The 26,504-nt window shown below is 42.3% G+C and carries 21 protein-coding genes and 1 pseudogene; 12 read left to right on the forward strand and 10 right to left on the reverse strand.

All coding sequences use genetic code 11. The features are described 5' to 3' along the window. Positions 1 to 135: 135 nt before the first annotated feature. From apbC to dcd, 3 genes are all read left to right on the forward strand, one after another. A complete protein-coding gene (apbC, locus tag JMW85_RS05420; RefSeq protein ID WP_201581149.1) occupies positions 136 to 1,359 on the forward strand; it encodes an iron-sulfur cluster carrier protein ApbC in 1,224 nt (407 codons plus the stop codon). 419 nt (positions 1,360 to 1,778) lie between these two features. After that, positions 1,779 to 2,921, forward strand: a complete 1,143-nt coding sequence (locus JMW85_RS05425) for a DUF2804 domain-containing protein (protein WP_201581150.1) — start codon at positions 1,779 to 1,781, stop codon at positions 2,919 to 2,921. A 136-nt stretch (positions 2,922 to 3,057) separates the two neighbouring features. Then, entirely contained in the window at positions 3,058 to 3,633 is a 576-nt protein-coding gene (gene dcd, locus JMW85_RS05430; RefSeq protein ID WP_011513914.1) for a dCTP deaminase, read from the forward strand. A gap of 107 nt (positions 3,634 to 3,740) precedes the next feature. On the opposite strand, the gene JMW85_RS05435 is transcribed toward dcd, so the two are convergent. The 6 genes and pseudogenes from JMW85_RS05435 to JMW85_RS05460 form a co-directional block, all read right to left on the reverse strand. Next, positions 3,741 to 4,178: a ClpXP protease specificity-enhancing factor gene (locus JMW85_RS05435; protein WP_201581151.1), complete on the reverse strand. Its 438-nt coding sequence runs from the start codon at positions 4,176 to 4,178 to the stop codon at positions 3,741 to 3,743. Between the two features lie 254 nt (positions 4,179 to 4,432). Beyond that, positions 4,433 to 5,047, reverse strand: a complete 615-nt coding sequence (locus JMW85_RS05440) for a glutathione S-transferase N-terminal domain-containing protein (protein WP_198329725.1) — start codon at positions 5,045 to 5,047, stop codon at positions 4,433 to 4,435. Positions 5,048 to 5,364: 317 nt separating this feature from the next. Beyond that, positions 5,365 to 6,079: pseudogene (locus JMW85_RS05445) on the reverse strand (cytochrome c1). Then, a complete protein-coding gene (locus JMW85_RS05450) occupies positions 6,079 to 7,284 on the reverse strand; it encodes a cytochrome b (protein WP_173936707.1) in 1,206 nt (401 codons plus the stop codon). The pseudogene JMW85_RS05445 and the gene JMW85_RS05450 overlap by 1 nt, the downstream one beginning before the upstream one ends. Positions 7,285 to 7,306: 22 nt before the next feature. Next, entirely contained in the window at positions 7,307 to 7,891 is a 585-nt protein-coding gene (gene petA, locus JMW85_RS05455) for a ubiquinol-cytochrome c reductase iron-sulfur subunit (RefSeq protein WP_201581152.1), read from the reverse strand. Positions 7,892 to 8,345: 454 nt separating this feature from the next. Next, the gene (locus JMW85_RS05460) at positions 8,346 to 10,289 is read right to left on the reverse strand and encodes an ATP-binding cassette domain-containing protein (protein WP_201581153.1); all 1,944 of its coding nucleotides are present in this window, start codon (positions 10,287 to 10,289) and stop codon (positions 8,346 to 8,348) included. A 241-nt stretch (positions 10,290 to 10,530) separates the two neighbouring features. Between JMW85_RS05460 and JMW85_RS05465 the strand changes: the two genes are divergently transcribed. The 3 genes from JMW85_RS05465 to JMW85_RS05475 all read left to right on the forward strand — a co-directional run bounded on the left by JMW85_RS05465 (position 10,531) and on the right by JMW85_RS05475 (position 14,306). Next, the gene (locus JMW85_RS05465) at positions 10,531 to 10,803 is read left to right on the forward strand and encodes a SlyX family protein (RefSeq protein ID WP_045455183.1); all 273 of its coding nucleotides are present in this window, start codon (positions 10,531 to 10,533) and stop codon (positions 10,801 to 10,803) included. A gap of 206 nt (positions 10,804 to 11,009) precedes the next feature. After that, positions 11,010 to 12,404: an outer membrane protein transport protein gene (locus JMW85_RS05470; RefSeq protein WP_045455179.1), complete on the forward strand. Its 1,395-nt coding sequence runs from the start codon at positions 11,010 to 11,012 to the stop codon at positions 12,402 to 12,404. A gap of 405 nt (positions 12,405 to 12,809) precedes the next feature. Further along, complete coding sequence (locus JMW85_RS05475) at positions 12,810 to 14,306, forward strand: hypothetical protein (RefSeq protein WP_201581154.1); 1,497 nt, start codon at positions 12,810 to 12,812, stop codon at positions 14,304 to 14,306. 778 nt (positions 14,307 to 15,084) lie between these two features. Here JMW85_RS05475 and putP read toward each other — a convergent pair. Together putP and JMW85_RS05485 are read right to left on the reverse strand one after the other, a co-directional pair. Then, positions 15,085 to 16,584 (reverse strand): sodium/proline symporter PutP, encoded by a 1,500-nt coding sequence (gene putP, locus JMW85_RS05480; RefSeq protein ID WP_045446819.1) that lies wholly within the window; start codon positions 16,582 to 16,584, stop codon positions 15,085 to 15,087. Between the two features lie 477 nt (positions 16,585 to 17,061). After that, positions 17,062 to 17,934 (reverse strand): LysR family transcriptional regulator, encoded by an 873-nt coding sequence (locus tag JMW85_RS05485; protein WP_045446822.1) that lies wholly within the window; start codon positions 17,932 to 17,934, stop codon positions 17,062 to 17,064. 476 nt (positions 17,935 to 18,410) lie between these two features. Between JMW85_RS05485 and leuC the strand changes: the two genes are divergently transcribed. The 6 genes from leuC (at position 18,411) to JMW85_RS05515 (ending at position 24,958) form a co-directional block, all read left to right on the forward strand. After that, positions 18,411 to 19,829, forward strand: a complete 1,419-nt coding sequence (gene leuC, locus JMW85_RS05490) for a 3-isopropylmalate dehydratase large subunit (protein WP_087815029.1) — start codon at positions 18,411 to 18,413, stop codon at positions 19,827 to 19,829. Between the two features lie 25 nt (positions 19,830 to 19,854). After that, positions 19,855 to 20,319 (forward strand): hypothetical protein, encoded by a 465-nt coding sequence (locus tag JMW85_RS05495; RefSeq protein WP_045455168.1) that lies wholly within the window; start codon positions 19,855 to 19,857, stop codon positions 20,317 to 20,319. 47 nt (positions 20,320 to 20,366) lie between these two features. Then, positions 20,367 to 21,017, forward strand: a complete 651-nt coding sequence (leuD, locus tag JMW85_RS05500) for a 3-isopropylmalate dehydratase small subunit (RefSeq protein ID WP_201581155.1) — start codon at positions 20,367 to 20,369, stop codon at positions 21,015 to 21,017. A gap of 141 nt (positions 21,018 to 21,158) precedes the next feature. Next, complete coding sequence (locus JMW85_RS05505; RefSeq protein ID WP_201581156.1) at positions 21,159 to 21,908, forward strand: hypothetical protein; 750 nt, start codon at positions 21,159 to 21,161, stop codon at positions 21,906 to 21,908. Between the two features lie 301 nt (positions 21,909 to 22,209). Further along, positions 22,210 to 23,313 (forward strand): 3-isopropylmalate dehydrogenase, encoded by a 1,104-nt coding sequence (gene leuB / locus JMW85_RS05510; RefSeq protein WP_055124339.1) that lies wholly within the window; start codon positions 22,210 to 22,212, stop codon positions 23,311 to 23,313. Positions 23,314 to 23,746: 433 nt separating this feature from the next. Next, positions 23,747 to 24,958: a L,D-transpeptidase family protein gene (locus JMW85_RS05515; protein WP_201581157.1), complete on the forward strand. Its 1,212-nt coding sequence runs from the start codon at positions 23,747 to 23,749 to the stop codon at positions 24,956 to 24,958. Between the two features lie 305 nt (positions 24,959 to 25,263). Here the strand turns inward: JMW85_RS05515 and infA are convergent, their stop codons facing one another. Further along, positions 25,264 to 25,485 (reverse strand): translation initiation factor IF-1, encoded by a 222-nt coding sequence (gene infA, locus JMW85_RS05520; RefSeq protein ID WP_045446828.1) that lies wholly within the window; start codon positions 25,483 to 25,485, stop codon positions 25,264 to 25,266. Between the two features lie 121 nt (positions 25,486 to 25,606). Continuing rightward, positions 25,607 to 26,446 (reverse strand): tRNA pseudouridine(38-40) synthase TruA, encoded by an 840-nt coding sequence (gene truA / locus JMW85_RS05525; RefSeq protein ID WP_201581158.1) that lies wholly within the window; start codon positions 26,444 to 26,446, stop codon positions 25,607 to 25,609. Positions 26,447 to 26,504 lie beyond the last annotated feature (58 nt).

Here is a 26,504-nt window from a genome sequence, read left to right on the forward strand (position 1 = left end):
TTTTTTATAGTGGTAATTCAGCTACACTGTCACTATAAAAGGTCTGGCTAATACGCTCACGAGCGGTATTGTTCACGATAGTATTCGCTGAGTTTTTGCCATGCCCACCCACTTGTATAGGCAGTAATAGTCGCTATGTTTAACTTTATGAAGAAAACCTCAACCAAAAAATCAGAAACACCAGAGCAGCGAGCAGAGCGCGATAGTGCCGTGGACAAGGTGCTGCTTGGTTATGAGGTAGGTACTGTCAGTATTGCCACCATGGTAACGGGGCTCGAGCGTGATGGTGACCAGCTCACCTTAGACTTGCGTCTACCCGTAAATAGTAATCCTGAAATTATCCAACAAGAGCTTGGGCAACTGTTACATCCGCACGGTATCAAAACCATTCACATGAATGTTCGTCTGCCCGCACCGACGAAAGGCTCGGGGTCAAGTCTGCCAAAAGCAATGCCAAAAACCACTAATGCCATGGACAATCAACATAAACCAGCGGCAAATGCTGATAGCAATACTACTGTTGAACCACCAATTACTAAAGCCGCGCCGACACAAGCGTCACTCGCCGCGCATCCGCGTATTCGTCATATTATCGTCGTGGCGTCGGGTAAAGGCGGTGTTGGTAAATCCACTACCACGGTCAACATTGCTTTGGCATTACAAAAGCTAGGCAACCGTGTTGGCGTACTGGATGCCGATATTTATGGTCCTAGTATGCCAACGATGCTGGGCGTCGATAATGTCAAACCTGAGCTGGAAAACGAGCAGTTTGTTCCTATCAATGCGCACGGCATGGCAATGTTATCGATTGGTAGCTTGCTCGATGGTGACAATACGCCTGTCGCGTGGCGTGGACCAAAAGCCACTGGTGCGCTGATGCAGCTTTATAACCAAACCAACTGGCCGCAGCTAGATTACTTAGTTATTGATATGCCGCCAGGTACGGGCGATATTCAGTTGACAATAGCTCAGCGTATTCCCGTAACGGGAGCCGTGATTGTCACGACGCCGCAGCATATTGCCTTACTTGATGCACAAAAAGGTATTGAGATGTTTAACAAAACCAACATCCCAGTACTTGGCGTGGTCGAAAACATGGCACTGCATACCTGTAGTAACTGTAATCATACCGAAGCTATCTTTGGCACAGGTGGCGGCGAAAAAATCGCTGAGCAATATCAGGTGCCGCTGTTAGGTCAGTTGCCATTGGCCAGTGGTATTCGTGCACAAGTGGATAAAGGTGAGCCAAGCGTATTAGCCGATGATGAGTTTGCGCCATATTATATTAGCATTGCCAAAAATATCGAAGCCAATATTAATAAATTCGCCAAGCCTGTCGATGATAAGCGTATTTTTTAATAGTTTTATAACGGTTCTCGATGATTTTTAGCGATAGCTAAATAGCCTAAGTATATGAATTTATAAGGATTTGGGTTTTAAAAAGGGAATACTTTGAGCTTATCAATTTATCAATGACATTTAGATAATATTCCCAAACAGTATAGGTGACTGAAATTATTCCGCCCGCCGTTATATGTGATTGAGCTCTCAAACAATCAACTGATGGCCGTTTGCTACTCTAAAGATGGTAATAGCAAACGGCATCAGAAAATGTAACGGAAAGGTTGGCAGATGGATTGACCAGCATTGAAGTTAAGGTGATAACGGCAGCGTTTTTTGTGGGTTCTGCGAAGGCAAAAAGAAAAACTGTACATACTACCGTGAGTTATCAAGGAAAAATAGTACCTTTAGAAAAATTTGGCTAGGATGCCTCAATCATGAATCAAAATCGTAATGAGCAAGATCAGCAACACTTATCTACCAGCAGTAAGCCAGTTGTGCTCGATGAGCTTATCCAAAACGGTCAGCCTCATTTTGGTGTTTTTGCTCAAGTCAAGAATATCAATTATTTGGACTATCACAGTCATCTTATTTCGCAAAAGACGCTGCCAAACTGGCGCAAAGAGTTAAAAGCCAATCAATTCTGCTTTATTCAAATTATCCAGCCGCCTTATCGGGTTTGTCTAGCATTGGCAACGATTAAGTTGGCCACCAGTGCCTTTGTTTATCTTTATAACGATGAGATTGAGCAGTTAGAGGTTTGTGAAGCATTGCAGCCGTTGATGCATCAAACACAGTTAGAAGGCGATTGCTATCAAGGGCAAATGGCATTTACCCATAGTAATCTCACATTAACATTGGATTTTACGCCTTCAAAAATCGAAGTAGCATTGGACAGTAAACACATTACGCTTGATGCGACGCTACAGCGGCAATCAGCGCCATTAGCAGTCTGCACACCAACGGGCAGGCGCGGCTGGACCTTTACTCAAAAAGAACCGTTGACGGGTATATCTGGTCATTTACTGATTAAATCCCATTCAAAATTTAACACTGATGCTCAAGCCAAACAAATTCACTTTTCCGAAACGACTATCGCCAATCTCGATTGGACGCTTGGTTATATGCGTCACAAGACCAATTGGTTTTGGAGTTGTATCAATAGCTATTTGCCAGACGGTCGTCATTTTGCCCTAAATCTAGCGATGGGCGTCAATGAAACAGGGGTCAGCGAAAATGCGTGCTGGCTAGATGGGCAGATTTATTATTTACCGCCTGTGATGTTTGTCCGTGATGGTTTAAATTTGCCAGCTAATGAGCAAGATGATACTGCTAAAACCATAGATAATACGCGACAGCCTTGGCGCATCTATCATCAAAACCTAGGCTGGAGCAATGTTGATATTGACTTAACCTTCACGCCGATAACCGTTTATAAAAAGACGGATAACTTTGGTGTGCTTGCCAGTATATTTGAGCAATGGCTTGGCTTTTATAGTGGTGAGATTCGTCTAAAAGATGACGTGATTAAAATCGATAAGATAATGGGCTTAGCAGAAGATCATTTCGCAAAATGGTAGGCGGTTGTCGTATTGATTGTAGATTTATATTAAACGCAGGCAAGCCTATAAATTAAGCGCTCAATTCCGTATAATCGTCGCTATCAAAATACCATTCATATCATAAATTTTATTTTATAGCTGCTAAGGAACAACAATGTCTATCAAGTCTGACCGCTGGATTCGTAAAATGGCTGAAGAACACGGCATGATTGAGCCGTTTGAAGCGGGCCAAGTACGTTTTAATGATGCAGGCGAGCGTTTGGTTAGCTACGGTACGTCAAGCTATGGTTATGATGTACGCTGCGCGCCTGAATTTAAAGTTTTTACCAATGTTCATTCAGTGATTGTAGATCCAAAAAACTTTGATGAAAAAAGCTTTATTGATGTCATCGGTGACGAGTGCATTATTCCACCAAACTCGTTTGCGCTAGCACGCACTATGGAATATTTCCGTATTCCACGCGATGTATTGACGATCTGTCTTGGTAAATCAACGTATGCCCGTTGCGGAATTATCGTCAACGTGACGCCGCTGGAGCCTGAGTGGGAAGGGCATGTGACTTTGGAATTTAGTAATACCACCAATCTACCAGCGCGTATTTATGCAGGCGAAGGGGTGGCACAAATGCTATTTTTCCAAAGTGATGCTGATGACGTATGTGAAACCAGCTATAAAGATCGCGGCGGTAAGTATCAAGGTCAACGCGGCGTGACATTGCCAAGAACCTAGTAATTTTATATGCTAACTGAAAGTGCACAATGATAAATCTTTTAGATTAATCACAAAAAGGCTGACCGTATATAATACGATCAGCCTTTTTTATACCGAAAAATTGACTATTTCAATACTTTTAAACCTGCTTTATTATCACGTTTGGCTTTAGGTGTCGCAGTAGGGCTCTTCTGTGAGCTTACTATCGCATCATCTTCAGGTTGATAGTCGTCATATTCATTGGGGTCAAAAAACATCCCTTGCGAGTTTTCTTTCGCATAAATACCTAACACCGACGTCATTGGTACCCAAATCTCTTGTGACACGCCGCCAAAACGCGCACTAAAATGAATATAATCATTTTCCATACTCATATTACCAGTCGCACGGCTGGCAATATTCAATACAATACGACCATCTTGCACGTGTTCCCTTGGAATCTGTACGTTTTCGGCAGTGGCATCAACCATCAGGTAAGGCGTTAGTTGATTGTCTTCTATCCACTGATAAAGCGCGCGCACCATATAGGGACGTGTTGGGGTAATAGAGGTGGTTTCGCTCATCTAAGAGTTTCCTATACTGATAATTTGAATATAATAATCTAAAGATATTTTGTTGTTTTCTATTTTAAGACAGCGGTTAAGCATTGTCTAGGGTGTGTCCTGCTCTTGCAAATGGTAATAAAAATTGCAGCCAAACAAGGAAAGTAGTACTGATAATATCGAAATATAAGCAAGCTATTTGACACAGTTTGACAAAGATTTAGTCATTTTTGACCCATCTAAGGTTTAATACCCAGATTGAGGATACACCCTAATTAACGCACACTTTTTTGAAAGCTAGTACGCTCAAAGACCCGCTGTTGATAATCAAATAAAGGGCGACTAATCGCACGTGGCAGCTCAATTCCCATTTCTTCAAGTCGCCATAACAAAGGTGCTAACAATACATCACACCAGCCAAAATCATCTGCCATAAAATAAGGTTTATGAGCAAACAGTGGTGACAACGTAATCAAAGAATCGCTTAACTGTTTTTTCGCAATAGCAGCTTGTGCTTTATTAAAGCTATTAGGGTGCATGAGTAGACGCTTACCGAGTACCAGCCAATCATGCTGAATACGCCAAGCCAGCTGGCGAAATTGGGCACGCTCTTGCGGGGTATCCGGCAGTAGCTTGTTTGTATGGTAACGCTCTTCAAGATACTCAAAGATAACGTTGATCTCATACAGTGCGATTTCACGTTGTTGCAGAACAGGTAAGGTGTGATAGGGATTCAGCTCGGTTAAATCTTCAGGCCGTTCGGAGTGCAAGCGTGATAGATAATAGGCAAGCTTTTTTTCCTCAAGCAATAGGCGCACTACATGACTGTCGTAGCCGTCATCAGCGTATAAAATCAGCTGACTACTTGGAATGTCGTTCGCATCAATCATGAAAGCCTAATGTTAATAGTAAAGCCTATCATCGTAAACAAAGTTGCCCTGATTATCAAGGCAAGGTACGTAAACATTGCATGGTCGTAGCCTTGACTTGGAATGTCGTTCGCATCAATCATGAAAGCCTAATGTTAATAGTAAAGCCTATCATCGTAAACAAAGTTGCCCTGATTATCAAGGCAAGGTACGTAAACATTGCGGGTGAGCCTTGTTTTAAATAATGGTTCAGTGTTTTATGGTCTTTTAAGAGACAAAAAAAAGCACTACCAGAGTAGTGCCTTTTTTTCGATAAAAATATATTTTTTAATACTTAATTATTTTACATCTTTCCAGAATTCTTTGTTCAATAAGTAAACTGGAATGAGTAATACTAATAAGAATAAAATCACAAAGAAGCCAATCACTTGACGGTCATGACGGTTAGGCTCTGCCATCCACGCCATAAAGTTAACCAAATCACCCACTTCAGATTCAAACTCTTCAGCACTCAGCTCTTCTTGCATATTATGCAATACATGAGATCGCCGCATTGGCAAGTACTAAGTTATTGGCACCCCAAGGACGGCTTGGGTCTTCATAAAACGATAACAGGTAAGTATATACCCAGTCATCGCCACGTAGTCTGGTCTCAAGTGATAAGTCTGGTGGTGCTGCGCCAAACCATGATGCTTGTACTTCAGGATCAATTTCAGCATTGATATGATCACCGATTTGATCGGTGGTGACCATCAAATACTTTTCGACCAACTCAGGTGGTATCTCTAAATCTTTAGCAATGCGCGAGTGACGAACATACTGTGCAGAGTGACAACCAGCACAGTAGTTCATAAAGATTTTCGCACCGTTTTGTAGTGAGCCCTTATTGGTAAAATCAATAGGAGCAGTACTACAAGCTAAGTGTTCTTCAACACCTTCAGCATTGGTGAATGTACCACATCCACCGCCACCAGCTGCCAGTGCAGAACCAGCCGTCAAGGTTAATGCCGCGCCTAAGCCTAGACCCGCTAGGGATTTAATTAGCGTGTTCATCAGTGACCTCCGGTAACGCGTTCTGGTGGCTGTTTACACTTCTCAATAGAGGTATAAATTGGCATCAGTAAGAAAAACAAGAAATACAAGACAGTGAAGATACGAGCCATCAATGTTGCTGTTGGTGTCGTTGGCGTCGCGCCTAAGTAACCCAAAACTAAGAAACTAATCGCAAACACGGTTAAAGCAATTTTAGATAAAATGCCTTTATAACGTATAGAGCGTACAGGCGATCTGTCTAGCCATGGTATCAAGAATAGTACGGCAATCGCACCACCCATCGCAATCACACCACCCAACTTGTCAGGAACCGCACGTAAAATGGCATAGAATGGCGTGTAATACCATACTGGTGCAATGTGTGCTGGTGTTTTCAATGAATTCGCTGTCTCAAAATTTGGTGGCTCAAGGAAGAATCCGCCGCCTTCTGGGAAGAAGAATACCACTGCAAAGAACAAGATAAAGAAGACCACGATACCAATCATATCATGCACTGTGTAGTACGGATGGAATTCAATACCATCTAACGGCACACCATTTTTATCTTTTAGCTTCTTGATATCAATACCATCAGGGTTGTTCGAACCCACATGGTGTAGCGCTACAATATGCATGAATACTAAGCCCACAAGTACGAGCGGGATAGCAACCACATGTAGAGCAAAGAAGCGGTTTAGGGTGATACCTGAGATAATATAATCACCACGTACCCATTCTGCAAGCCCATCACCAATCACAGGTAGAGCAGCAGGAAGGTTCAAGATAACCTGTGCACCCCAAAATGACATGTTGCCCCAAGGAAGTAGGTAACCGAAGAAACCTTCTGCCATCAATGCTAAGTAAATACCCATACCGATGAGCCAAATAAGCTCACGTGGTTTCTGGTATGAACCATATAGCAGTGCTCTGAACATATGCAGATAGACGACCACAAAGAACGCAGATGCGCCAGTTGAGTGCATATAACGGATGAGCCAACCACCTTTGACATCGCGCATGATGTATTCAACAGACGCAAATGCCCCTTCGGCACTTGGGTTGTACATCATGGTTAGCCAAATACCTGTTACCAATTGGTTAACCAATACCACCATTGATAACACGCCAAAAAAGTACCAAAAGTTAAAGTTTTTTGGTGCATAGTACTTTGACATATGGTATTCATAGGTTTCGGTCGCTGGAAAGCGTGCGTCCACCCAATGCATTAACTTTTTACCCATGCTCATATTAAGCCTCCCCAATCGTCAAGATGGTACCATCCATGTTGTAATCTGGGACAGGTAAGTTAAGCGGTGCAGGAACGCCACTATAAACGCGACCCGCCAAGTCATATTTAGACCCGTGGCATAGGCAGAAAAATCCGCCATACCAATCATTACCACCCAAGTCAGCCGCGCCAACATCAGGACGGTAGTTTGGTGCACAACCTAAATGTGTACAGACGCCTTCTACTACCAATACTTCTGGCGAGATAGAGCGTTCTGGATTTTTACAGTATTCAGGTTGTAATGATGCATCAGATTCAGGGTCAGACAGTAAAGGTTTTACTGACGCTAAAGTCGCTAGCATGTCTTCTGTGCGTTTGACCACAAAAATGGGTTTACCGCGATATTTGACAACGATCATCTGTCCTGCTTCGATAGAACCAATATCTTGGGTCACTGCAGCCCCTGCAGCCTCAGCTTTAGCGCTTGGGTACCAAGAACGGACAAAAGGTGTTGCCACAGCAGCTACCCCAGCTGCACCAATCGCGGCAGTCGAGGCAATAAGAACTCTACGGCGTTGTACGTTAACGCCTTCGGCTTGGCTCATTAATACTTCCTCCAGGTGAATGAAATGGGATTATCCCACACTGGGTTTGTGGCTTAGAAAATGTACAATATCAAGCCACTTTGGCTGTGCCTAATTTTGCTAATTGTTGCTATTCTAAGCTATTTCGGTGATAAAATAAATTATTGCGTTAAAAATAAAGCAACCTTGATAGAACATACTCTAAGGTTGAATAGGAGAATTGATGCAAAATAGCTGCATTATCAATGTCTCACATAGATTTTTTGGCAAGGATTATAAGCGTGATGACCTTATAATTAATAAGGATATTTTGCAATAGCGAATGATACTCGAAATTAAGGTAATGTTCACTAACTTTCAGTACCTAACTACTATGTAAGTAGTCGTAAACCAATAATCACCGCTTTATAAGAACAAAACGGTGATTATTTTATTACTTTTTATGTTTTATAAAACATGGCTTTATTCGCTAACGTTAGCTCTCAAGCTCACTCCAACGCTCAAGCTTACTCATCATCTCATCTTCAATCGTCAGTAGGCGCTCACTGGCAGCAGTCGCTGCATTAACGTCAGTGGTGAACCATGAGCCATCTGCTAATTTCTCTTGCAATTGGGCTTGTTCAGCTTCTAATGCAGCGATTTCTTTTGGTAAATTGTCCAGTTCACGCTGTTCATTGAAGTTGAGCTTTTTGGCAGCTTTGTTAGGTTTTGCTGCGGTTGTCTTATTGGTAACTTTACTGGCAGTATTTGCATTATTGGCTGGTGCTCTAGCCGCGTGTGCGGCTTGCTCACGGTTTTTTTGTACCAAATACTCTTGATAACCACCGACATACTCTTTGACGATACCTTTGCCGTCTTCATCTTGGTCAAATACCCAAGTAGAAGTAACGACATTGTCCATAAATGAGCGGTCATGGCTGATTAGCAAAATCGTACCGCCAAAGCTGGCGACTGACTCTTCTAGTAGCTCAAGTGTCGCCATATCCAAGTCGTTGGTTGGCTCATCGAGTACCAGAATGTTGGCAGGCTTTAATAGCTGCTTGGCAAGTAGTACGCGGTTACGCTCACCACCTGATAGTGCTTTGACAGGGGTACGCGCGCGCTCTGGGGCAAATAAGAAATCTTGTAGATAGCTCATGATGTGCGTCTTGCGACCGCCCACTTCTACGAAGTCTGAGCCTTCAGAGACGTTTTGCGCCACACTGGCTTCAAGGTCTAACTGATCGCGCAACTGGTCAAAGAAGGCAATTTTTAAGTTAGTGCCTAATTCAACACTACCAGTTTTGGTGACTTCATCATCAGACATATCGAGTAGGGCTTTAATCAGTGTGGTTTTGCCCGCACCGTTGGGTCCGACAATACCGATTTTATCGCCGCGCATGATAGTGGTGGTAAAGTCATCAACCAATACGTTGCCATCATACTCAAGATGTAAGTTTTTAACTTTACAGACAAGTTTACCGCTTTTCTCGCCTTGACCCATCGTAATGTTCACATTACCCACTTGCTCACGGCGATCACTACGTTCTTCACGCAGTGCTTTTAGCTCGCGGACACGGCCTTCATTACGGGTACGACGGGCTTTGATACCTTGGCGAATCCAAACTTCTTCTTGTGCCAGTTTTTTATCAAAGTTGGCGTTATTTTTTTCTTCAGCGAGTAACTGTAGCTCTTTGAGCTCTTGATAGCGTGCATAGCCACCTTCGCCTTGAGTAACGTCATAGCTGGTTAATTGACCACGATCTAGCTCAATGATGCGAGTCGATAGTTTATTGACGAATGCTCTATCATGGGTGACAAACAACAATGTTAGACCTTGCCAATCCAATAAAAAGCGCTCTAGCCATTCAATACTATCAACGTCTAAATGGTTGGTTGGTTCATCAAGCAGCAGTACATCAGGTTTGGTGACCAATGAGCGTGCTAGTAGTACACGGCGCTTACGACCACCTGATAATGAAGATAAATCATCATCTGGATCCAGACCCATGGTTTTGATAAGGCGGGTGGCTTCGCGCTCTAAATCCCAACCGTGTACTGCATCGATATCATGCTGCAAATCGGCCATACGCTCACAAGCATCCATGTCGCCATTGGCGCATAAGTCTGTTTGGGCATTGTAGTTGATAAGCAGCTCAGCCGTGCGGCTGCTACCACCCATAACGATGTCTAGGATACGTCCGCTTGTCTCGGGAACGTCTTGTTCTAACATCGCAACGCGCACGCTGCTATTGATAATGACTTCGCCGCTATCAGGTTGTAAGGTGCCGTTAATTAGCTTAAATAAGGTGGATTTGCCTTCGCCATTACGGCCAATTAAACAGACACGTTCACCTGCTTCAATAGCAAAATCAATGCCATCAAGAACAGGAGCGACGCCAAAAGCAAGGTGGATATCTTTTAAATGTATCAGAGCCATAGAATATTTTAAGCTTATATAATAGTGAGGTAGGGGTTGCTGCAAAATTGCGAGCAGTATAACATGCCATCACGTGACTGTAGTGAGCGTAAATGATTTTATCCGCACTATTTATGACTTTTGTTCAAGGCGGCAATTTTATAAAGAGCATCGTCGTCTAATTGCTACTTTTTATCGGTCATCGAGCCCTTTTATTAATGAATCCTACCAGTCTTATGTTTATGATAATTCAGAGAAAAATATGAATCAATTTAATCCTCAAGATAAGGCTCAGAACGAGGCTTTAGCTGTGCATGCTGATCTACAAACGCAACAAGTCATTGATTTACAGATGAGTATGGCGCATCTAGAGATGACAGTAGAGCGACTCGATGAGGTGATTGCGCGGCAAGATAAAGATATTCAGACATTACAACGACAGTTGCAGCTGATTTATAAACAAGTGGAAAGTCAGGATCCTGAAGGCGGCATTGCACCTTTTGATGTAATGGCAGAAAGACCCCCTCATTATTAATATCTGCAAAAACTAAATGGTTGAAAATTTATAACTATTATATCCGCATTGTGAAATACAGATACTGTTCAGTCATAATCGGGAAATAATGTGTTTTTGCAGTTGTTTTAATGTTCGAAAATCATTACTATCCTCCACCTCGGATGCTGCTTGCTTATTAAAATTAAGTAAAGTAGTAAAACAATGCGGACGTTTGGAGATACATAATGCGCGCAAATTTTCATTTGAAAACTCTCACAGTAGCTGTTGCTGCTCTTTCTATTGCTAGCGTTGCTAGTGCTGCTGGTCTTGATCGTTCAGGTCAAGATATCACTGCATTCTTACAAGATGGCACCTACGCCGAATCTGTTTATACTTATATCGATGCCGATGTGAGTGGTAAAGACTTGTCAGGCAATAAGCTCAATGATATCGCAGAGTCTTATGATTTTTTCCGTTATGGTGTAAAAGCAGATATTAACGACACGTTTAGCATCGGTATTTTATATGATGAGCCTTTTGGTGCCGCCGCTGATTATAACGGTCAAAACGATTTCGTTACCGACAGTGATCGTGACGCTATCATTCAAGACTTTACAAAAAACCCTAATATTACCGAAGCTTATGTCGATAACGTATTAATACCACAATTGCAAGGGGCGCTTGCTCCAGGTAATCCAGGTGGTTTAACTGCTGAGCAGTTACAAGCCGCTCAAGGTCAGCTTATTGGTCTTGAAGCCGCTAAAGGTCTAGCAGCAGTAGCCGGCGAAGCGACGCAAGTAGAAGTACGTACTGAGAGCATTACTGGTATTCTTGGTGCTAAATTTGGCGCTAACAAAGAGTTTCAAGCTTATGGTGGTCCAGTTGCTCAGCGCGTAAAGGCAGATGTAAAATTGCGCGGTGATGCATACAGTTCAGCCAAGGGTTATACCACTCACATCAGTAATGACCAAGACTATGGCTGGATCGCTGGTATGGCTTATAGCAAGCCTGAAATTGCACTTAAAGCTGCTTTGACGTATCGCTCTGAAATCAAGCACAATGCAAAAGCTTTTGAGACTTTTCCAATTGCTACGGCTGCAGGTGCTACCGCTGGCCTAGCGTTGCCGACTACCAGACATTCTGATATTGAAATCAACACACCAGAATCAGTCAACTTTGATTTCCAGACGGGTATCAATCCTACCATGCTAGCTACTGCGAAAGTCCGTTGGGTGCCTTGGAGTGATTTTGCTATCGTACCGTCACTATACAATGATGTCAGTAAAGTATCGACAAAAGATGATGAAGGCTTGGCATTAGTTAGTTACGATGAAGATCAATGGCAAGTTGAGCTAGGTCTCGCCAAGCGCATGACGCCAGCATTAGCAGTGACAGGTACTGTCGGTTGGGATAGTGGTGCTGGTAACCCTGTAACCTCGCTAGGCCCTATCGAAGGCTACTACAGTGCTGGTTTGGGTGCCAAGTACAATGTGACTGAAAACTGGGCAGTATCAGCTGGTGGTAAGTATCTATGGTTCGGTGATGCTAAAGGCCAAATTCCGACTAAAGCCGTGGTTAGTAACTTTGAAGACAACGATGGTTTTGCACTTGGCGTGAAGCTTTCTTACCAAGCAAACTAATGTGATGTGTCATTTGCTAAGTTATAAATCCATAGTCTAAATAATAAAAAGCGATCCTGATTGGGTCGCTTTTTTATGCCAGCGTGTTTAAGTTTAATAAAAGATTAGAGTGTTTTAGAATTATTAAGTTATAACAGATAAGTATCTGCCTGCTCTCTCTAATAAATACTGATAGCAATTTAAAAATTATGAGAATGAAAAACTAGATATTAATTTTGTACGTGTATCTTATTTGTACTGTCCAGTCATATTCGGGAAATAAAGCACTTTAATTGTTGTTTTAGTGTCAAAAAGGCATTAGTATTCATCTCAGGACACGACTTTTATAATCATAAAGTTATGCGCAGCAATGCTAAATATTGATTATTTAAGTAGTAAAACAACAAGGACGTTTGGAGATACACAATGCGCAATACTTTTCATTTAAAAACCCTTGCAGTAGCGATTGCCGCTTTTTCTGTAGCTAGCGTAACCAGTGCTGCTGGTCTTGACCGTTCAGGTCAGGATGTCACAGCCTTCCTCCAAGATGGCACCTATGCTGAAGCTGTTTACACCTATATCGATGCTGATGTTAGTGGTTATGATAGCGCCAATAACGTTCCTACGAATAACACCTATGTTAGAGGTGATAAGACTGGCGATATCGCTGAGTATTATGACTTCTTTCGTTATGGTGTAAAAACAGATATCAATGAAACCTTTAGTGTTGGTGTCTTATATGATGAGCCCTTTGGCGCAGCAGCGAAATATACTGGTGATAACAATTTTGTGTCGAAAGGCGATATTAATGCCTCAATAACTCAGTTAACGGGTGGCCAGTTTGATGCCAACACTCTTGGCCCTGCAATTCAAGGTTTGACACAGCAGGCTCAAGCAGCAGGTGCTGAAGCGCAACGACTTGGACAATTAGCTGCAACAGCTACAGACCCTCAAGTCGCACAAGGTCTTGCACAACAAGCTCAAGCTCAAGCAGCAGCAGCGCAAGGTTTTGTGAATCAGGCCACTGGTCTCGGTACAGCAAATGCGATAGCACAAGCAGAAGCAGCTAATGCAGGAGAAAGTACTAACGTTGAAGTACGTAGTAATAGTCTGACAGCCATTCTTGGCGCAAAATTTGGTGCCAATAAAGAGTTTCAAGTATACGGTGGTCCAGTCGCTCAGCGTATTGAGTCTGAAGTGAAATTACGAGGTTTGGCTTATGGTCCTGCTACTGGCTATACCTCACGTAACAGCCCTGATATGGATTATGGTTATATAGCCGGTATTGCTTATAGCAAACCTGAAATTGCCTTAAAAGCAGCACTGACCTATCGCTCTGAAATTGATCACAACATGAAAGTGGCTGAAACCTATCCTTTAGCTGGCGTTATAGCTGGTGATCCAGCTGCAGCCAATCGCACTAGTAATATGGAAATTACTACTCCTAAATCCGTAAACTTTGATTTTCAAACCGGTATTAATCCAACGACGTTAGCAACTGCAAAAGTGCGCTGGGTACCTTGGGGTGACTTTAAGATTACGCCGCCACTATATAATGAGGTTAGTAAAAGATCTTATGGACCTGATGGTTTGAACTTGGTTGAGTACGAAGAGGATCAATGGCAAGTAGAGCTTGGTCTAGCCAAGCGTGTTGCGCCAGCACTTGCAATTAGTGGTACCGTTGGTTGGGATAGTGGTGCTGGTAACCCTGTCACTTCGTTAGGTCCTATTGAAGGCTATTACAGTGCTGGTTTAGGTGCAAAGTATAACGTGACAGAAAACTGGGCAGTATCAGCAGGTGGCAAATACCTATGGTTTGGCGATGCCCAAGGTGTGTTGCCAAGTGACAAAATTGTTGGTGACTTTCAAGACAATGATGGATATATCTTCGGTGTGAAGTTGTCTTACCAAGACACTAAATAATACGCATATTTAGCAGTATCAATACAAAAAAGCGATCCATGATGGGTCGCTTTTTTATCGGTGTTCGAAATAGAAATTGATATAAAAGAACATTAAATCAACGACTCTAAAGGTTTTTAGCGTCATAAAGTGTGCATAAAGGTTTTTAGCAAAATAATAAATTTATTTGACAGCTTTTTTAGACGATGTCTAAGACGGCAGTGATTGGTTTCTTGCCCGCAATTAAACGATATTTGCCTCAAACATAAGCCACAACATCATTGAGTTATTACGATCATAAGTATACTTCAGCTGAAATATACGCTTCTTGAAACGCACTTAAGTCCAAGACTCATTGACCTCTCAGCGCTAATAGTATCTTTTCTTATAGATGATCTTATATATCGATGACCCTATGGTGCTCGGTATTGTGCCAGCGCTAATGGATATCATAACCGCCATATCTCTAACTCTTTAGCCTCGCTGAGGTAGTTCTGCTTATCCATTTATCTTTGATATTTGAGGTGCATTATAAATTTATTCAGTAGTATATCTTACACTAACAAGTTAGATGATTAATGACATAGCATAAGTGGCTACAAGCGTGATGATTGAGTGAAAAGTTAACACCTGAATTATGAAATGTTATAGCGCTATTAGCTAAGTATGAGATCTCTAATAGAAATAACCATAGCTTACTTATGTACCAATGTCCTAGGTATTATATTTAATAGTCATCAATAAAAAACCTCGCCAATGATGGCGAGGGTTTTTTATAGTGATAATTATATCGATAAGCTTATTTATTTAAATTGAGTTCCATTTCTTTAAATTTCGCAGTAACAGAGGCTTTTGGACCGCCTGTCATGATACTTACCGCAAAAATGGCGATTGTACTTAAGATAAAGCCGGGAACGATAGCATATAACCAGCTATTGAGTGCCATGCCGTTCATCTGGAAAGGACCATAAATCCATAGAATAACCGTCAATGCACCGACCACCATACCAGCAACTGCACCATTACGGTTCATACCGCGCCAGATTAGGCTGAAAATAACCAACGGTCCAAATGCTGCACCAAACCCTGCCCAAGCGTTAGAAACCAAATTCAATACTGAGCTTTCTGGATTAGACGCCAGTAAAATGGCAACAACGGCGACAATGATTACGGAAATGCGGCCGACCAATACTTGACGCGCCTCAGGTGCATCTTGATCAAAAAACAACTTATAGACATCTTTAGTTAACGAGCTTGATACCACCAATAGCTGTGATGAGATGGTACTCATAATCGCAGCTAAAATTGCAGCTAATAAGAAGCCTGAAACCAATGGATGGAATAAAAACTGCGTAAATACTAAAAAGATGGTCTCAGGATCATCTAAAGTCATCGCTGTCTTTTGCACATACGCACGACCAGCAAAACCTGTCATCAGTGCCCCAATAAGGCTGACAATCATCCAGCTCATACCGATGTTACGGGCAGTAGGGACATCTTTGACTGAGCGAATGGCCATAAAACGTACAATGATGTGTGGCTGACCAAAATAACCTAAACCCCATGCCATCAATGACACAATGCCAAGGATACTCATACCATTAGTAATGTTAAGCAAGCTTGGATCGATATTTCTAACCGCTTGTGTGGTGGCTGAAATACCACCCAGATCAGTGAAAGCGACGACAGGAACAATGACCATCGCAAACAGCATGATGATACCCTGTACAAAGTCAGTCATCGAAACGGCTAAGAAACCACCGAATAACGTATAAGCAACGACAACGCCAGCGGTGACCCATAGACCAGTGCTATAAGAAAGATTCAGTGAGCTTTCGAAGAGTTTACCACCGCCTACTAGGCTTGCAGCTGTATAAACCGTGAAGAATAAAATGATAACCACGGCTGAGATAACACGTAGCATGTGCGACTTATCTTCGAAGCGGTTGGCGAAATAATCGGGTAGAGTGATGGCATTGTCAGCCACTTCGGTATAAACGCGAAGACGCGGTGCCACGATAAGGTAGTTTAAAAATGCACCAAGTGTCAAACCAAGTGCGATCCATATACTCACGACACCGTCAGCATACATATAGCCGGGCAAGCCAAGTAGTAACCAACCTGACATATCTGATGCACCTGCCGATAGTGCAGTGACTGCTGGACCTAAACTGCGTCCTCCTAACATATAGCCTTCAGTATCATTGGCTTGCTTAAAGTAAGCGTAAATGCCAATACCAATCATCACTAAAAAATAGGCGCCAAGTGATACCAGCACGCCACTAGAAACTCCGTTCATATAAATTGTCCTTAACCAACATGGTTGGCGGTAATTATTTTAACTATAAAGATTAAGTGTTATAGGACGATGTCCCAAACAATATCTAAAGACGAAAAAAGCCATTAAGTAGGACATAATGGCTTTTATTCAATATCTGCTGTTAGTTTTATATGATTGATGCTGTTCTAGGGCTAATATGAATTCGCAGTGCTTAGAGATCAATAAGAATGTCATATTAAATAATATCGATTGCTCGCATTTGCGACTCATTTATCAGTATCGGCCACCTATATAACCAATCATTTAAAACCATTAAACCTACTGTTAACCATCATATATTACTCGAAGTGTTCAATATATGACTATCAGTGTTCTTATAGTAAATTTTTGTTATAAAAACAACATCAAGCGTATTATAACGCATGAGGGTCATAAATGCGAATAGCGTGCTTTTTAGATTCCATAGCACGCTCTAATCCTCATTTAGCGGGAGTCTTATTCAATAGGCGCTAACAAGTCTAACAAAGCAGTAACGCTGCTAGATTGCGTCAATTTCGGATTGATAACCACACCCAAATAGCGTTGTAACTCTATATTATCTGCCATATCGATACGTTCTAAATCCTGACTGATCATGGTTTGCGGTAATACAGACCATCCCAGACCAACAGAAACCAGCATGCGAATAGACTCAAGAGGATTGGTGCTCATCGTGGCATAAGGTTTCAGATTGTGCTTGGCGAATTCAGCTAAGGTAATTTGACTGGTAAAGGTGTTGGCAGACGGTAAAATAGCAGGATAGCGCGCCAATTGCTCTAGTGTCACATTAGATTTGGTCGCTAAAGGCGATAGCGTACCTGTCATAAAGTAAAGAGGGTCTGACCATAGCGTATGATAGGTCAAGCGCTTATCATAAACGGGCGGCAATGTTAAAAATGCTAATGATAAATCGCCATCGAGCACGGCTTTGTGCGCTTTTTCTGAATCGACGAAATGTACTTCTAGTTGTACGGCAGGATAAGCTTGGATAAAATGCTTAAGTACAGGCGCTAAATGGTGCAAGCCAATATGATGACTGGTGCCGATCACTAATTTGCCAGATACGATATGCTGAGAGTGTTGCAGATTAATCTTAAAATTCTCATAATCTTCTAGCCAACGCTTGGCGTGCGGCAGCATTTCATTGGCTGCTTGGGTCGGTACAATGCCGCGTCCCACCGTATCAAACAAAGTAATGTTGAATTCATCTTCCAAATTTTTGATGCGTTTACTGACGGCAGGCTGTGTGATAAACAGTTTTTCTGCGGCACCTGAGATGCTGCCAGTGTGCATAACGGTAACGAATGTCGTCAAGTTTGTGGTGTTCAAACGGATGTCCTTAGCTACTTTGCGAGCTATAAATAAAAGTTGGCTGACCCAATCACAATGTATTAGAAATAAAAGTTTGCGTCTGGGCAAAAATCATCAATTATTATTATAGGATTAGCCTGCTATAATCACAAGACATCAAGACGTATTGTGACATATTTATTCTATTAAATTGACTATTTGCAGCTCATCGCACGTTTTAAGTGCTGATAATGGTCATCAATGTAAAATCGCCAATATAAAAATATCGATTTTGATACAAGCGCTGCTGACGATGCCGCTGATGATAAAGTATCGCGACGTATAAAATTTTTACCATAGGCTATAGTCGAGTCAATTTAAAAGTAGTACAAGGCAACCGAGTGTAGATGTATATGAAATACTTCAAGCGAGGTTAACGCAGTAATACTTTTATAGTGGAATGACTATAAGCAAGTAAAAAAACCAGTAATTAGCAACCAATAAAGGATAGCAACATGGCAGGTCAAACGTTATATGACAAACTTTGGAATGCTCACGAAGTCACCAAGCGTGACGATGGTTCGAGCCTGATTTATATCGACCGCCATCTGTTGCATGAAGTGACCAGTCCGCAAGCATTTGAAGGCTTGGAGCTGGCCAATAGAGCACCGTGGCGCCTGTCGGCTAACATCGCCAGTCCTGACCATAACGTACCTACAGTCACTAAAGAGCGTTTAGAAGGCGTGCCTGGTATCAAAGACAAGGTATCACGCTTGCAGGTAGTGACATTGGATGAAAATTGCGCCAAATTTGATATCGCTGAGTTTACGATTAATGATGCTCGTCAAGGCATTTTACACGTCGTTGGCCCTGAGCAAGGTTTGGTGTTACCGGGTATGACGGTTGTTTGTGGTGATTCGCATACTGCTACTCATGGCGCGCTGGGCTGCTTAGCGCACGGTATCGGCACATCAGAGGTTGAGCATGTATTGGCAACTCAGTGCTTGATTCAGAAAAAATCAAAAAATATGCAAATTCGTGTCACTGGTAAGCTTGGTGCTGGCGTGACCTCAAAAGACGTGGTATTGGCTATTATCGCCAAAATTGGCACGGCTGGCGGGACAGGCCATGCTATCGAATTTGCTGGGCAAGTATTTGAAGACATGAGTATGGAAGGTCGCATGACCGTTTGTAACATGGCGATCGAAGCGGGTGCTCGCGTGGGTATGGTTGCGGTCGATGACACAACCATCGAGTACGTCAAAGGTCGTCCTTATGCGCCAACCTCTGAGCAATGGGCGCAAGCGGAATCTTACTGGCGTACCTTATATTCAGATGATGACGCTGTATTTGATACTGTTGTTGAGTTGGATGGTAGCAAGATTGCGCCGCAGGTTTCTTGGGGCACCTCACCTGAAATGGTGGTTGATATTACTCAATCGGTACCAACGCCTGACCAAGCACTTGATGAAGCGCAAGAAGAGGGCTGGTTACGCGCTTACACCTATATGGGTTTAGACGCTGGGCAAAAAATTACGGATATCCAGCTTGATCGCATTTTTATTGGTTCATGTACCAACTCGCGTATCGAAGATTTGCGTGATGCCGCCGCAGTCATTAAAGGTCGTAAAGTCGCGGACAATATCAAAGAAGCCATCGTTGTGGCAGGTTCTGGGCAAGTGAAATTGCAGGCTGAAGCAGAAGGCTTAGATGCCTTGTTTACTGAGGCGGGTTTTGAGTGGCGTGAGCCGGGTTGTTCGATGTGTCTTGCCATGAATGCTGATAAGCTTGAGCCACAAGAGCATTGTGCTTCAACGTCTAACCGTAACTTTGAAGGTCGTCAGGGCAATGGTGGTCGTACGCATTTGGTCAGCCCAGCAATGGCAGCAGCAGCAGCATTGGCCGGTCACTTTGTCGATGTGCGGACGTTTTAGCTTTGCATTTCTATAGAGCATAAAAATGAAAATGCTGTTTGTTTTATTTTGTTTATTGGGTAGCTCTCAGCTAGCGATGGCTCGTGATTACTGTAATGGAAGATTTGCCTATTGTGTCGATGTGCCAAATCAATTGACATGGTTGCCTGAGGCAGATAATGGTGATGGTCGTCATTTTAAGTTACCCAATTCTAATGCCACTATTTTGGTCTTTGGGAGTAATACACCAACTGTTTTCTTTTATACAGATAGTGATTATCTAAAAGAGAAGCAGCATCGATATAAAACAGGCATGACAGTTACTTACGAGCTGTTAAAAGATAAAACCTATACAGCAAGCGGCTATAGAAAAGACGGTCAAGTTTTCTATCATGTTATTAAAGTTAAGGATGGTCAGGAAGCAGTATTACATCTGAACTATCCTGAAAGTGAAAAAACTAAAATGACAAGTATTGTTAAACAAATGGCACGCTCTTTTAAGATTCATTAGACCGTCAAAAAAATTTACGTTAGTAATCGATATTTTAAGGAAAACTCATGCAAGCTTATAACACTCAAACGGGTATCGTTTGCCCATTAGATCGCGCAAACGTCGATACCGATCAAATTATTGCAAAACAGTTTTTAAAGTCTATTAAACGCACAGGATTTGGCGTCAATTTGTTTGATGATTGGCGTTATCTTGACGAAGGATATCCGGGGCAAGACAATAGCACACGCGTTATCAATCCAGAATTTGTGCTAAATAAGCCGCGTTATCAAGGCGCGACTATTTTGCTGGCACGCCGCAACTTTGGCTGTGGCTCGAGCCGTGAGCATGCGCCTTGGGCGTTGTCTGAATATGGCTTTCGTACGGTAATCGCGCCAAGCTTTGCAGATATTTTTTATAACAATTGCTTTAAAAATGGCATGCTACCAATTGTCTTGGACGAGGCAATTGTAGATACATTAATGAAAGACACGCTTGCTAATGAAGGCTATGAGCTAAGCGCAGATCTTGAACGCCAAGTCGTCGTCACCTCAACAGGTGAAGAATATGCATTTGACGTGGATGCTTTTCGCAAACATTGCTTGTTAAATGGCCTTGATGATATTGGTTTAACTTTGCAGCAAAGCGATGCCATTAAAGATTATGAGCATAAGATGATGCAAAAAACACCATGGATATTTAACGATGTACGAGCATAAATAATGAATCTGCAAGCCATTACTCATAAAACTGCTGAACAGTAATAATGTAACGTTGAGTTATGGCGGTGAACTGGCTAAAATGAAGGGTAGTTTTTTTACGATATTTTATTATTTCTCTCATAAATAGTAGCCGCCATTATGAATAAAAAACGTTATGCTTTATGGACAAGTACGGTTGTTGCCGCAAGCTTATTGCTGTCAGGCTGTCAGCTATTGACTGGGTATCAGAAAATAGATGAGGCAGAAAACGCCAAAGCATGGGCAGGTAAGATTCAACCGATTGCGGGTGAAGTCAATATTGCCTGTATAGGAACTTATCATTGTGAAATTGCACGGATAGATAAGACACGAGTGATAGGGGCTGATACGCATGAGCCTATCAATCCTGCCATGCTGGTTGCTATGAAAGATATGAGTGCAAAGGTCAAAAGTCATACCAGCAATAAGCATGCACAAACCTCAATGCACGCAAACATAGATATGACACCACTCGCTCATAAAAATGAGATTAAAATTGTACCTTTGTCTGCTTCAGGCATGCCGGGTCTAACCAATTATTATGCGCGAGTAAAACCTGCAAAACGCGAAGTACAGGTGAATTTCTATCCAGAAAACAATTTGGGCTATGTTGAGCGTTTTACTTTAATTCACGATTTTATTGAAGCTGATACTTATCAATTACGGGCTTATCAGAAAAAATCTAACGATAATTCTGGCAGCTTATTAGACACTGCTTCACCACAGCCGCTATGTGTTGATCTGTATCAAGGCAACACTGTACAGCGCCGCTTTTGTAAAGAGCTGTCTGCTGAGCATCAAGGAGAGTTTATAGAAACTCGTATCGTGAAAGCATTGCCTGCATCATCGAAAGTAAAAGCCAAAGCTTAAAGCCTATTTGAGTTTTAAAAATAGCAGATTGACCACGGTTTTTTGTGTTGTTGAAGGCACTAAAAATCGTTCTTAGGAAAATATCGTAAATTTATAGTATTAGGGCGAGTCCTCAATTCAATTGATTATCCTCTAAATGAGTTAAAAATGGCTAAATTTTGCTAAACATCGTTAAATAGTTTATCAATATCTCGATATTATTTGCGCTACTTTCCTTGTTTGACGGCAATTTTTATCACCATTTTTAAAATGAGGACACGCCCTAACATAAATAAAAAACTACCTACCCACAAGGATTAGTATGGCAACGATTTTAACATTAGCGGGCGATGGTATCGGTCCCGAAATTATGACTCAAGCCATTGACGTACTGAATGCGGTCAATAAGAAATTTGCGTTAGATTTGACACTTGAATCTGGATTGATTGGCGGTGTGGCCATTGACGCAACAGGTGAGCCTTTGCCAGATGAGACGCTAGACCGTGCCCGTGCAGCAGATGCGGTATTGTTAGGAGCGGTCGGTGGCCCTAAATGGGATGGTATTGAACGCAGCAAGCGCCCTGAACGTGGTTTACTTAAAATACGTGGTGAGCTTGGTTTGTTCGCTAATCTACGTGTGGCAAAGCTTTACCCGCAGTTGGTCAATGCGTCTAGTATCAAACCTGAGATTATTTCAGGCTTGGATTTGCTTATCGTTCGTGAGTTAACGGGTGGTATCTATTTTGGTGAGCCACGTGGAATCCGCACACTAGAGAATGGTGAACAGCAGGGCTACAACACCATGGTCTATAGCACAAGCGAGATTCAGCGTATCGGTAAAGTTGCTTTTGAATTAGCAAAAACCCGTGCGCAAGCAGCAGGCACAGCAGCGAAAGTTTGCTCAGTGGACAAGGCAAACGTATTAGAAGTCACCGAGCTGTGGAAGCAAACGATGACCCAAATGCAGCAAGCAGATTATAGCGACGTGGCGTTATCGCACATGTATGCTGACAATGCTTGTATGCAATTGATCAAGAATCCTAAGCAGTTTGATGTCATGGTGACAGGCAATATGTTCGGTGATATCTTGTCTGATGAAGCTGCTATGCTCACTGGATCTATCGGTATGTTGCCATCTGCCAGTCTTGATGAAGCAGGCAAAGGCATGTATGAGCCCTGTCATGGTTCAGCGCCTGACATTGCTGGGCAGGACAAAGCCAACCCATTGGCGACTATTTTATCGGTTGCGATGATGCTGCGTTATACCTTTAAGCAAGAAGCAGCGGCACAAGCGATTGAGCAAGCAGTGAGTGATGTCCTTGATGACGGTTTGCGTACGCTTGATATCTTGGACAGTAGTGAAGCTGGATTGAAGCAAGTAGGGTGCCAAGAGATGGGTCAAGCAGTGTTGGCTAAATTACTCTAGTCCCACTATAGTGATATAGATTGAATTTTCCCCTGTTTTATTTCGATAGGGAAAAATTCTCATATTTGTCGTTTATCGTCGTTCTAAACCCATAGTTTGCTCAGCAAATTATGGGTTTTTTTATGTTTATTATTAATCGCTTTCCAGCGGTAACATACTAAACCAGATAGTTGTAAAAAAGTACTTGTTTTAACACAGACACCGCAGGACAAGGGCTTTATTAACATAAAGCTGTTATATGCTCACAAGGTAATATGACACTATTAACAGCTTACAAACCACTAGAATCTCAGACTTTCACGTTAGAAGAGAGCTGATGAAAAGGTGTTTGAGTAAAGTTGGTTATGAAGGCGTTACAACTCAAAATAACAAGCCTTGATGACAACATAACAAAATAAAACTTATTATTTTTATAAAAAATTAGGAGCATGAGGTGTATCAATTAAAAAAAATCAGCACAGCAGTAGCGATGATTGGTTTTTCTACGGCAGTTTTCATGGGGCAGAGCGTTGCAGCACCACTGGATAGTGTCAATGCTAACAATCAAGCAACGACCAATAACTCTGACAACCAAACACCGACCAATAACGATGAAGCCAGTATTAGCAAAAATAATGCTAATAATGCTAATAAGGCGAATGCTAATGCTATTGAAGAAGTCAGCCCTGTGACCAATGGCGTTAGCCAAAAGCTAGCACGTGATAGCAAAACCGCAAATGCTTCGAACAAATTCCTACCTACTATCAAGTATACGACAGACAATTTATCAGTTGCTGCGCAAAAGGTGAATGATGCCACTTGGAAAGAGGGGATGAATATCGACCGTGTCATTGGTACTAAATTGCAAGCCTTATTAAATTGGCATCACAATGGTGTAGGCCCTGTTGATGGTTATTGGGGCAAAAATACCCGCAAGGCCATGCAAGCGTTTCAACAAGCAAATGGTTTGGCAGTCACTGACACGCTAACCAACGAAACATGGCAAGCGCTGACAAAGAATGAAGAGCTCACGGTGCAGCCAGTGCTAGTCAGCTATCAGATAACTGATGCGGATGTTAATATTAAAATGACAGAAATACCAGCTGGTGCTGAAGCCAAATCCAAACTTGAGGGATTGTATTACGAGAGCATCACGGAAGGGCTAGCAGAAAAATTCCATATTAGTGAAAGCTATCTCAAAGCGTTAAACCCTAAGGCTAGCTTTACGGCGGGTGAAACCATCACAGTTTATAATCCTGGCAATCCAAATACCAAGCCTGTCAGTCGAGTCGTTGCTGATAAAGCCACTGAAACGCTATATGCCTATGATGATAAAGACAACTTAGTTGCCAGCTATCCGACCACAGTAGGTAGTACGGCAACACCGTCACCAACAGGGACGCATACGGTAGAGGTGAAGGTACATGAGCCTAATTATACTTATACTGCTAAAGACGGTAGCAAGTCTATTCTTCCACCTGGCCCTAATAATCCAGTGGGCTCGGTATGGATCGGGCTTAGTAAGCCTTCTTATGGTATTCATGGCTCACCAGATCCTGATGGTATCAGCCGTCAAGCTTCAGCGGGTTGTATACGCCTGACAAATTGGGATGCACTTGCTTTGCTAGGGGTGATCCAAAACGGTGCGACTGTCGAGTTTAAATAATGCCTCACTATTTCTTAATCATGCTACTTATTAATCATGATTTAAAAATTTGAAAGTAAGTCAACTCATAACATTTAGACAAAAAAATACCGCTGAAATTTAGCGGTATTTTTTATGATAAAAACAAATAACTAAGACTGAATCACTAAAATATTGATAGGCAATAATGAGCAGGTTAGCATTTTCATTATTATTATCAGTTAAACCACCCAAGCGTCTATATCAGCTATCAGCGAAAAGAAGCCATTTAGCAAGCCAGCTGTATTTATATAAATGCTTTTATAACCATTTTAGTTTATAAGAAATTAGTTTTTGCCACGATAAGTAATACGACCTTTTGATAGGTCATAAGGTGTCATTTCGACCTTAACTTTATCACCTGTCAAGATACGGATATAATGCTTGCGCATTTTACCTGAGATGTGAGCAATGATTTCGTGTCCGTTTTCTAAACGAACTCTAAACAGGGTATTTGGAAGGGTGTCAATGACTTCGCCTTCAAATTCAATAATATCGTCTTTTGCCATAGTTGGTATCAATCAATTAAAAATAAGCCCATATTATACGTAAGTTAGCGGATTAAAGCAATACAGCACTAGGTTTTTACTTGACAGCCTGTAACCGTTATGTATGCCAACTTCTATTTATTCAGTCAGGTAAATTTAGCCAAAGAGGGGTTAAAGGAGCATTTGGCAGTCGTTGTTGAAAATGCTCAGGATAGTAAGCATTGATAAAATATAGACCATCACCAGAGGCAGTAGGCGGTGCGATAGTACGATCTTTTTTGGCTAAAATATCTAAAAAGGCTTCTGGCTGCAACTCGTGTCGACCGATGGCATACAAGGTGCCCATTAAGTTGCGGACCATATGATGCAAAAATCCATCTGCTTGAATGTCAAAAACGATAAACTGACCATGAGCAAAGAGTCTTGCGTGACTGACTGAGCGTACTGGCTGATTAGACTGGCAAGCAGCGGCGCGGTAGCTACTAAAATCGTGGGTACCGACGATCTCAGCCGCCGCCAGTTGCATCGCTGCTAAATCGAGCGGTTCATAGATGTGAGTGACTTGGTGATTCAAAATAGCAGGGCGCTGTGCTTGATTCAGCGTGATGTAGCGATAGCGACGGGCAATGGCACCAAAACGCGCATGAAAGTCGTCAGGCATTGGTTGAATCCACCGCAGGGCGATATCATCAGGCAATAGACTGTTTACCCCGCGCAGCCAGTTATGAGTAGGACGATAGGCACGTGTCGTAAAGTGGGCAATCATATTGCTGGCATGAACGCTTGCATCGGTACGACCAGCCGCGACGACCTCTACCGCCTCATTTGCGACTTTACCGATAGCGGTTTCTAACGCTTCTTGTACGCCTAATACTTCTCGTTGTCGCTGCCAGCCATGATAGCGCGTGCCCAAGAACTCAATTGCAATGGCTAATGTATAGGTTGTGGGCGTTTCAGCGTTGCTGCTGTTAATCTCGGACATGTTAATCTCGGACATGATTGGTATTGGACATGATTGGTATTGGTTCTTATAAAGTAAA

This window comes from Psychrobacter glacincola (assembly GCF_904846075.1).
Lineage (GTDB): Bacteria > Pseudomonadota > Gammaproteobacteria > Pseudomonadales > Moraxellaceae > Psychrobacter > Psychrobacter glacincola_C.

Excerpts from the sequence above, each read along its gene's own strand:
- infA (WP_045446828.1), bottom strand. The coding sequence starts at position 25,485 with ATGGCAAAAGACGATATTATTGAATTTGAAGGCGAAGTCATTGACACC.
- JMW85_RS05505 (WP_201581156.1), top strand. The coding sequence starts at position 21,159 with ATGAATAAAAAACGTTATGCTTTATGGACAAGTACGGTTGTTGCCGCA.
- JMW85_RS05440 (WP_198329725.1), bottom strand. The coding sequence starts at position 5,047 with ATGATTGATGCGAACGACATTCCAAGTAGTCAGCTGATTTTATACGCT.
- petA (WP_201581152.1), bottom strand. The coding sequence starts at position 7,891 with ATGAGCCAAGCCGAAGGCGTTAACGTACAACGCCGTAGAGTTCTTATT.
- leuB (WP_055124339.1), top strand. The coding sequence starts at position 22,210 with ATGGCAACGATTTTAACATTAGCGGGCGATGGTATCGGTCCCGAAATT.
- leuC (WP_087815029.1), top strand. The coding sequence starts at position 18,411 with ATGGCAGGTCAAACGTTATATGACAAACTTTGGAATGCTCACGAAGTC.
- JMW85_RS05470 (WP_045455179.1), top strand. The coding sequence starts at position 11,010 with ATGCGCGCAAATTTTCATTTGAAAACTCTCACAGTAGCTGTTGCTGCT.
- apbC (WP_201581149.1), top strand. The coding sequence starts at position 136 with ATGTTTAACTTTATGAAGAAAACCTCAACCAAAAAATCAGAAACACCA.
- JMW85_RS05435 (WP_201581151.1), bottom strand. The coding sequence starts at position 4,178 with ATGAGCGAAACCACCTCTATTACCCCAACACGTCCCTATATGGTGCGC.
- JMW85_RS05495 (WP_045455168.1), top strand. The coding sequence starts at position 19,855 with ATGAAAATGCTGTTTGTTTTATTTTGTTTATTGGGTAGCTCTCAGCTA.
- truA (WP_201581158.1), bottom strand. The coding sequence starts at position 26,446 with ATGTCCGAGATTAACAGCAGCAACGCTGAAACGCCCACAACCTATACA.
- JMW85_RS05465 (WP_045455183.1), top strand. The coding sequence starts at position 10,531 with ATGAATCAATTTAATCCTCAAGATAAGGCTCAGAACGAGGCTTTAGCT.
- JMW85_RS05475 (WP_201581154.1), top strand. The coding sequence starts at position 12,810 with ATGCGCAATACTTTTCATTTAAAAACCCTTGCAGTAGCGATTGCCGCT.
- JMW85_RS05425 (WP_201581150.1), top strand. The coding sequence starts at position 1,779 with ATGAATCAAAATCGTAATGAGCAAGATCAGCAACACTTATCTACCAGC.
- JMW85_RS05450 (WP_173936707.1), bottom strand. The coding sequence starts at position 7,284 with ATGCATTGGGTGGACGCACGCTTTCCAGCGACCGAAACCTATGAATAC.
- JMW85_RS05460 (WP_201581153.1), bottom strand. The coding sequence starts at position 10,289 with ATGGCTCTGATACATTTAAAAGATATCCACCTTGCTTTTGGCGTCGCT.
- putP (WP_045446819.1), bottom strand. The coding sequence starts at position 16,584 with ATGAACGGAGTTTCTAGTGGCGTGCTGGTATCACTTGGCGCCTATTTT.
- dcd (WP_011513914.1), top strand. The coding sequence starts at position 3,058 with ATGTCTATCAAGTCTGACCGCTGGATTCGTAAAATGGCTGAAGAACAC.
- leuD (WP_201581155.1), top strand. The coding sequence starts at position 20,367 with ATGCAAGCTTATAACACTCAAACGGGTATCGTTTGCCCATTAGATCGC.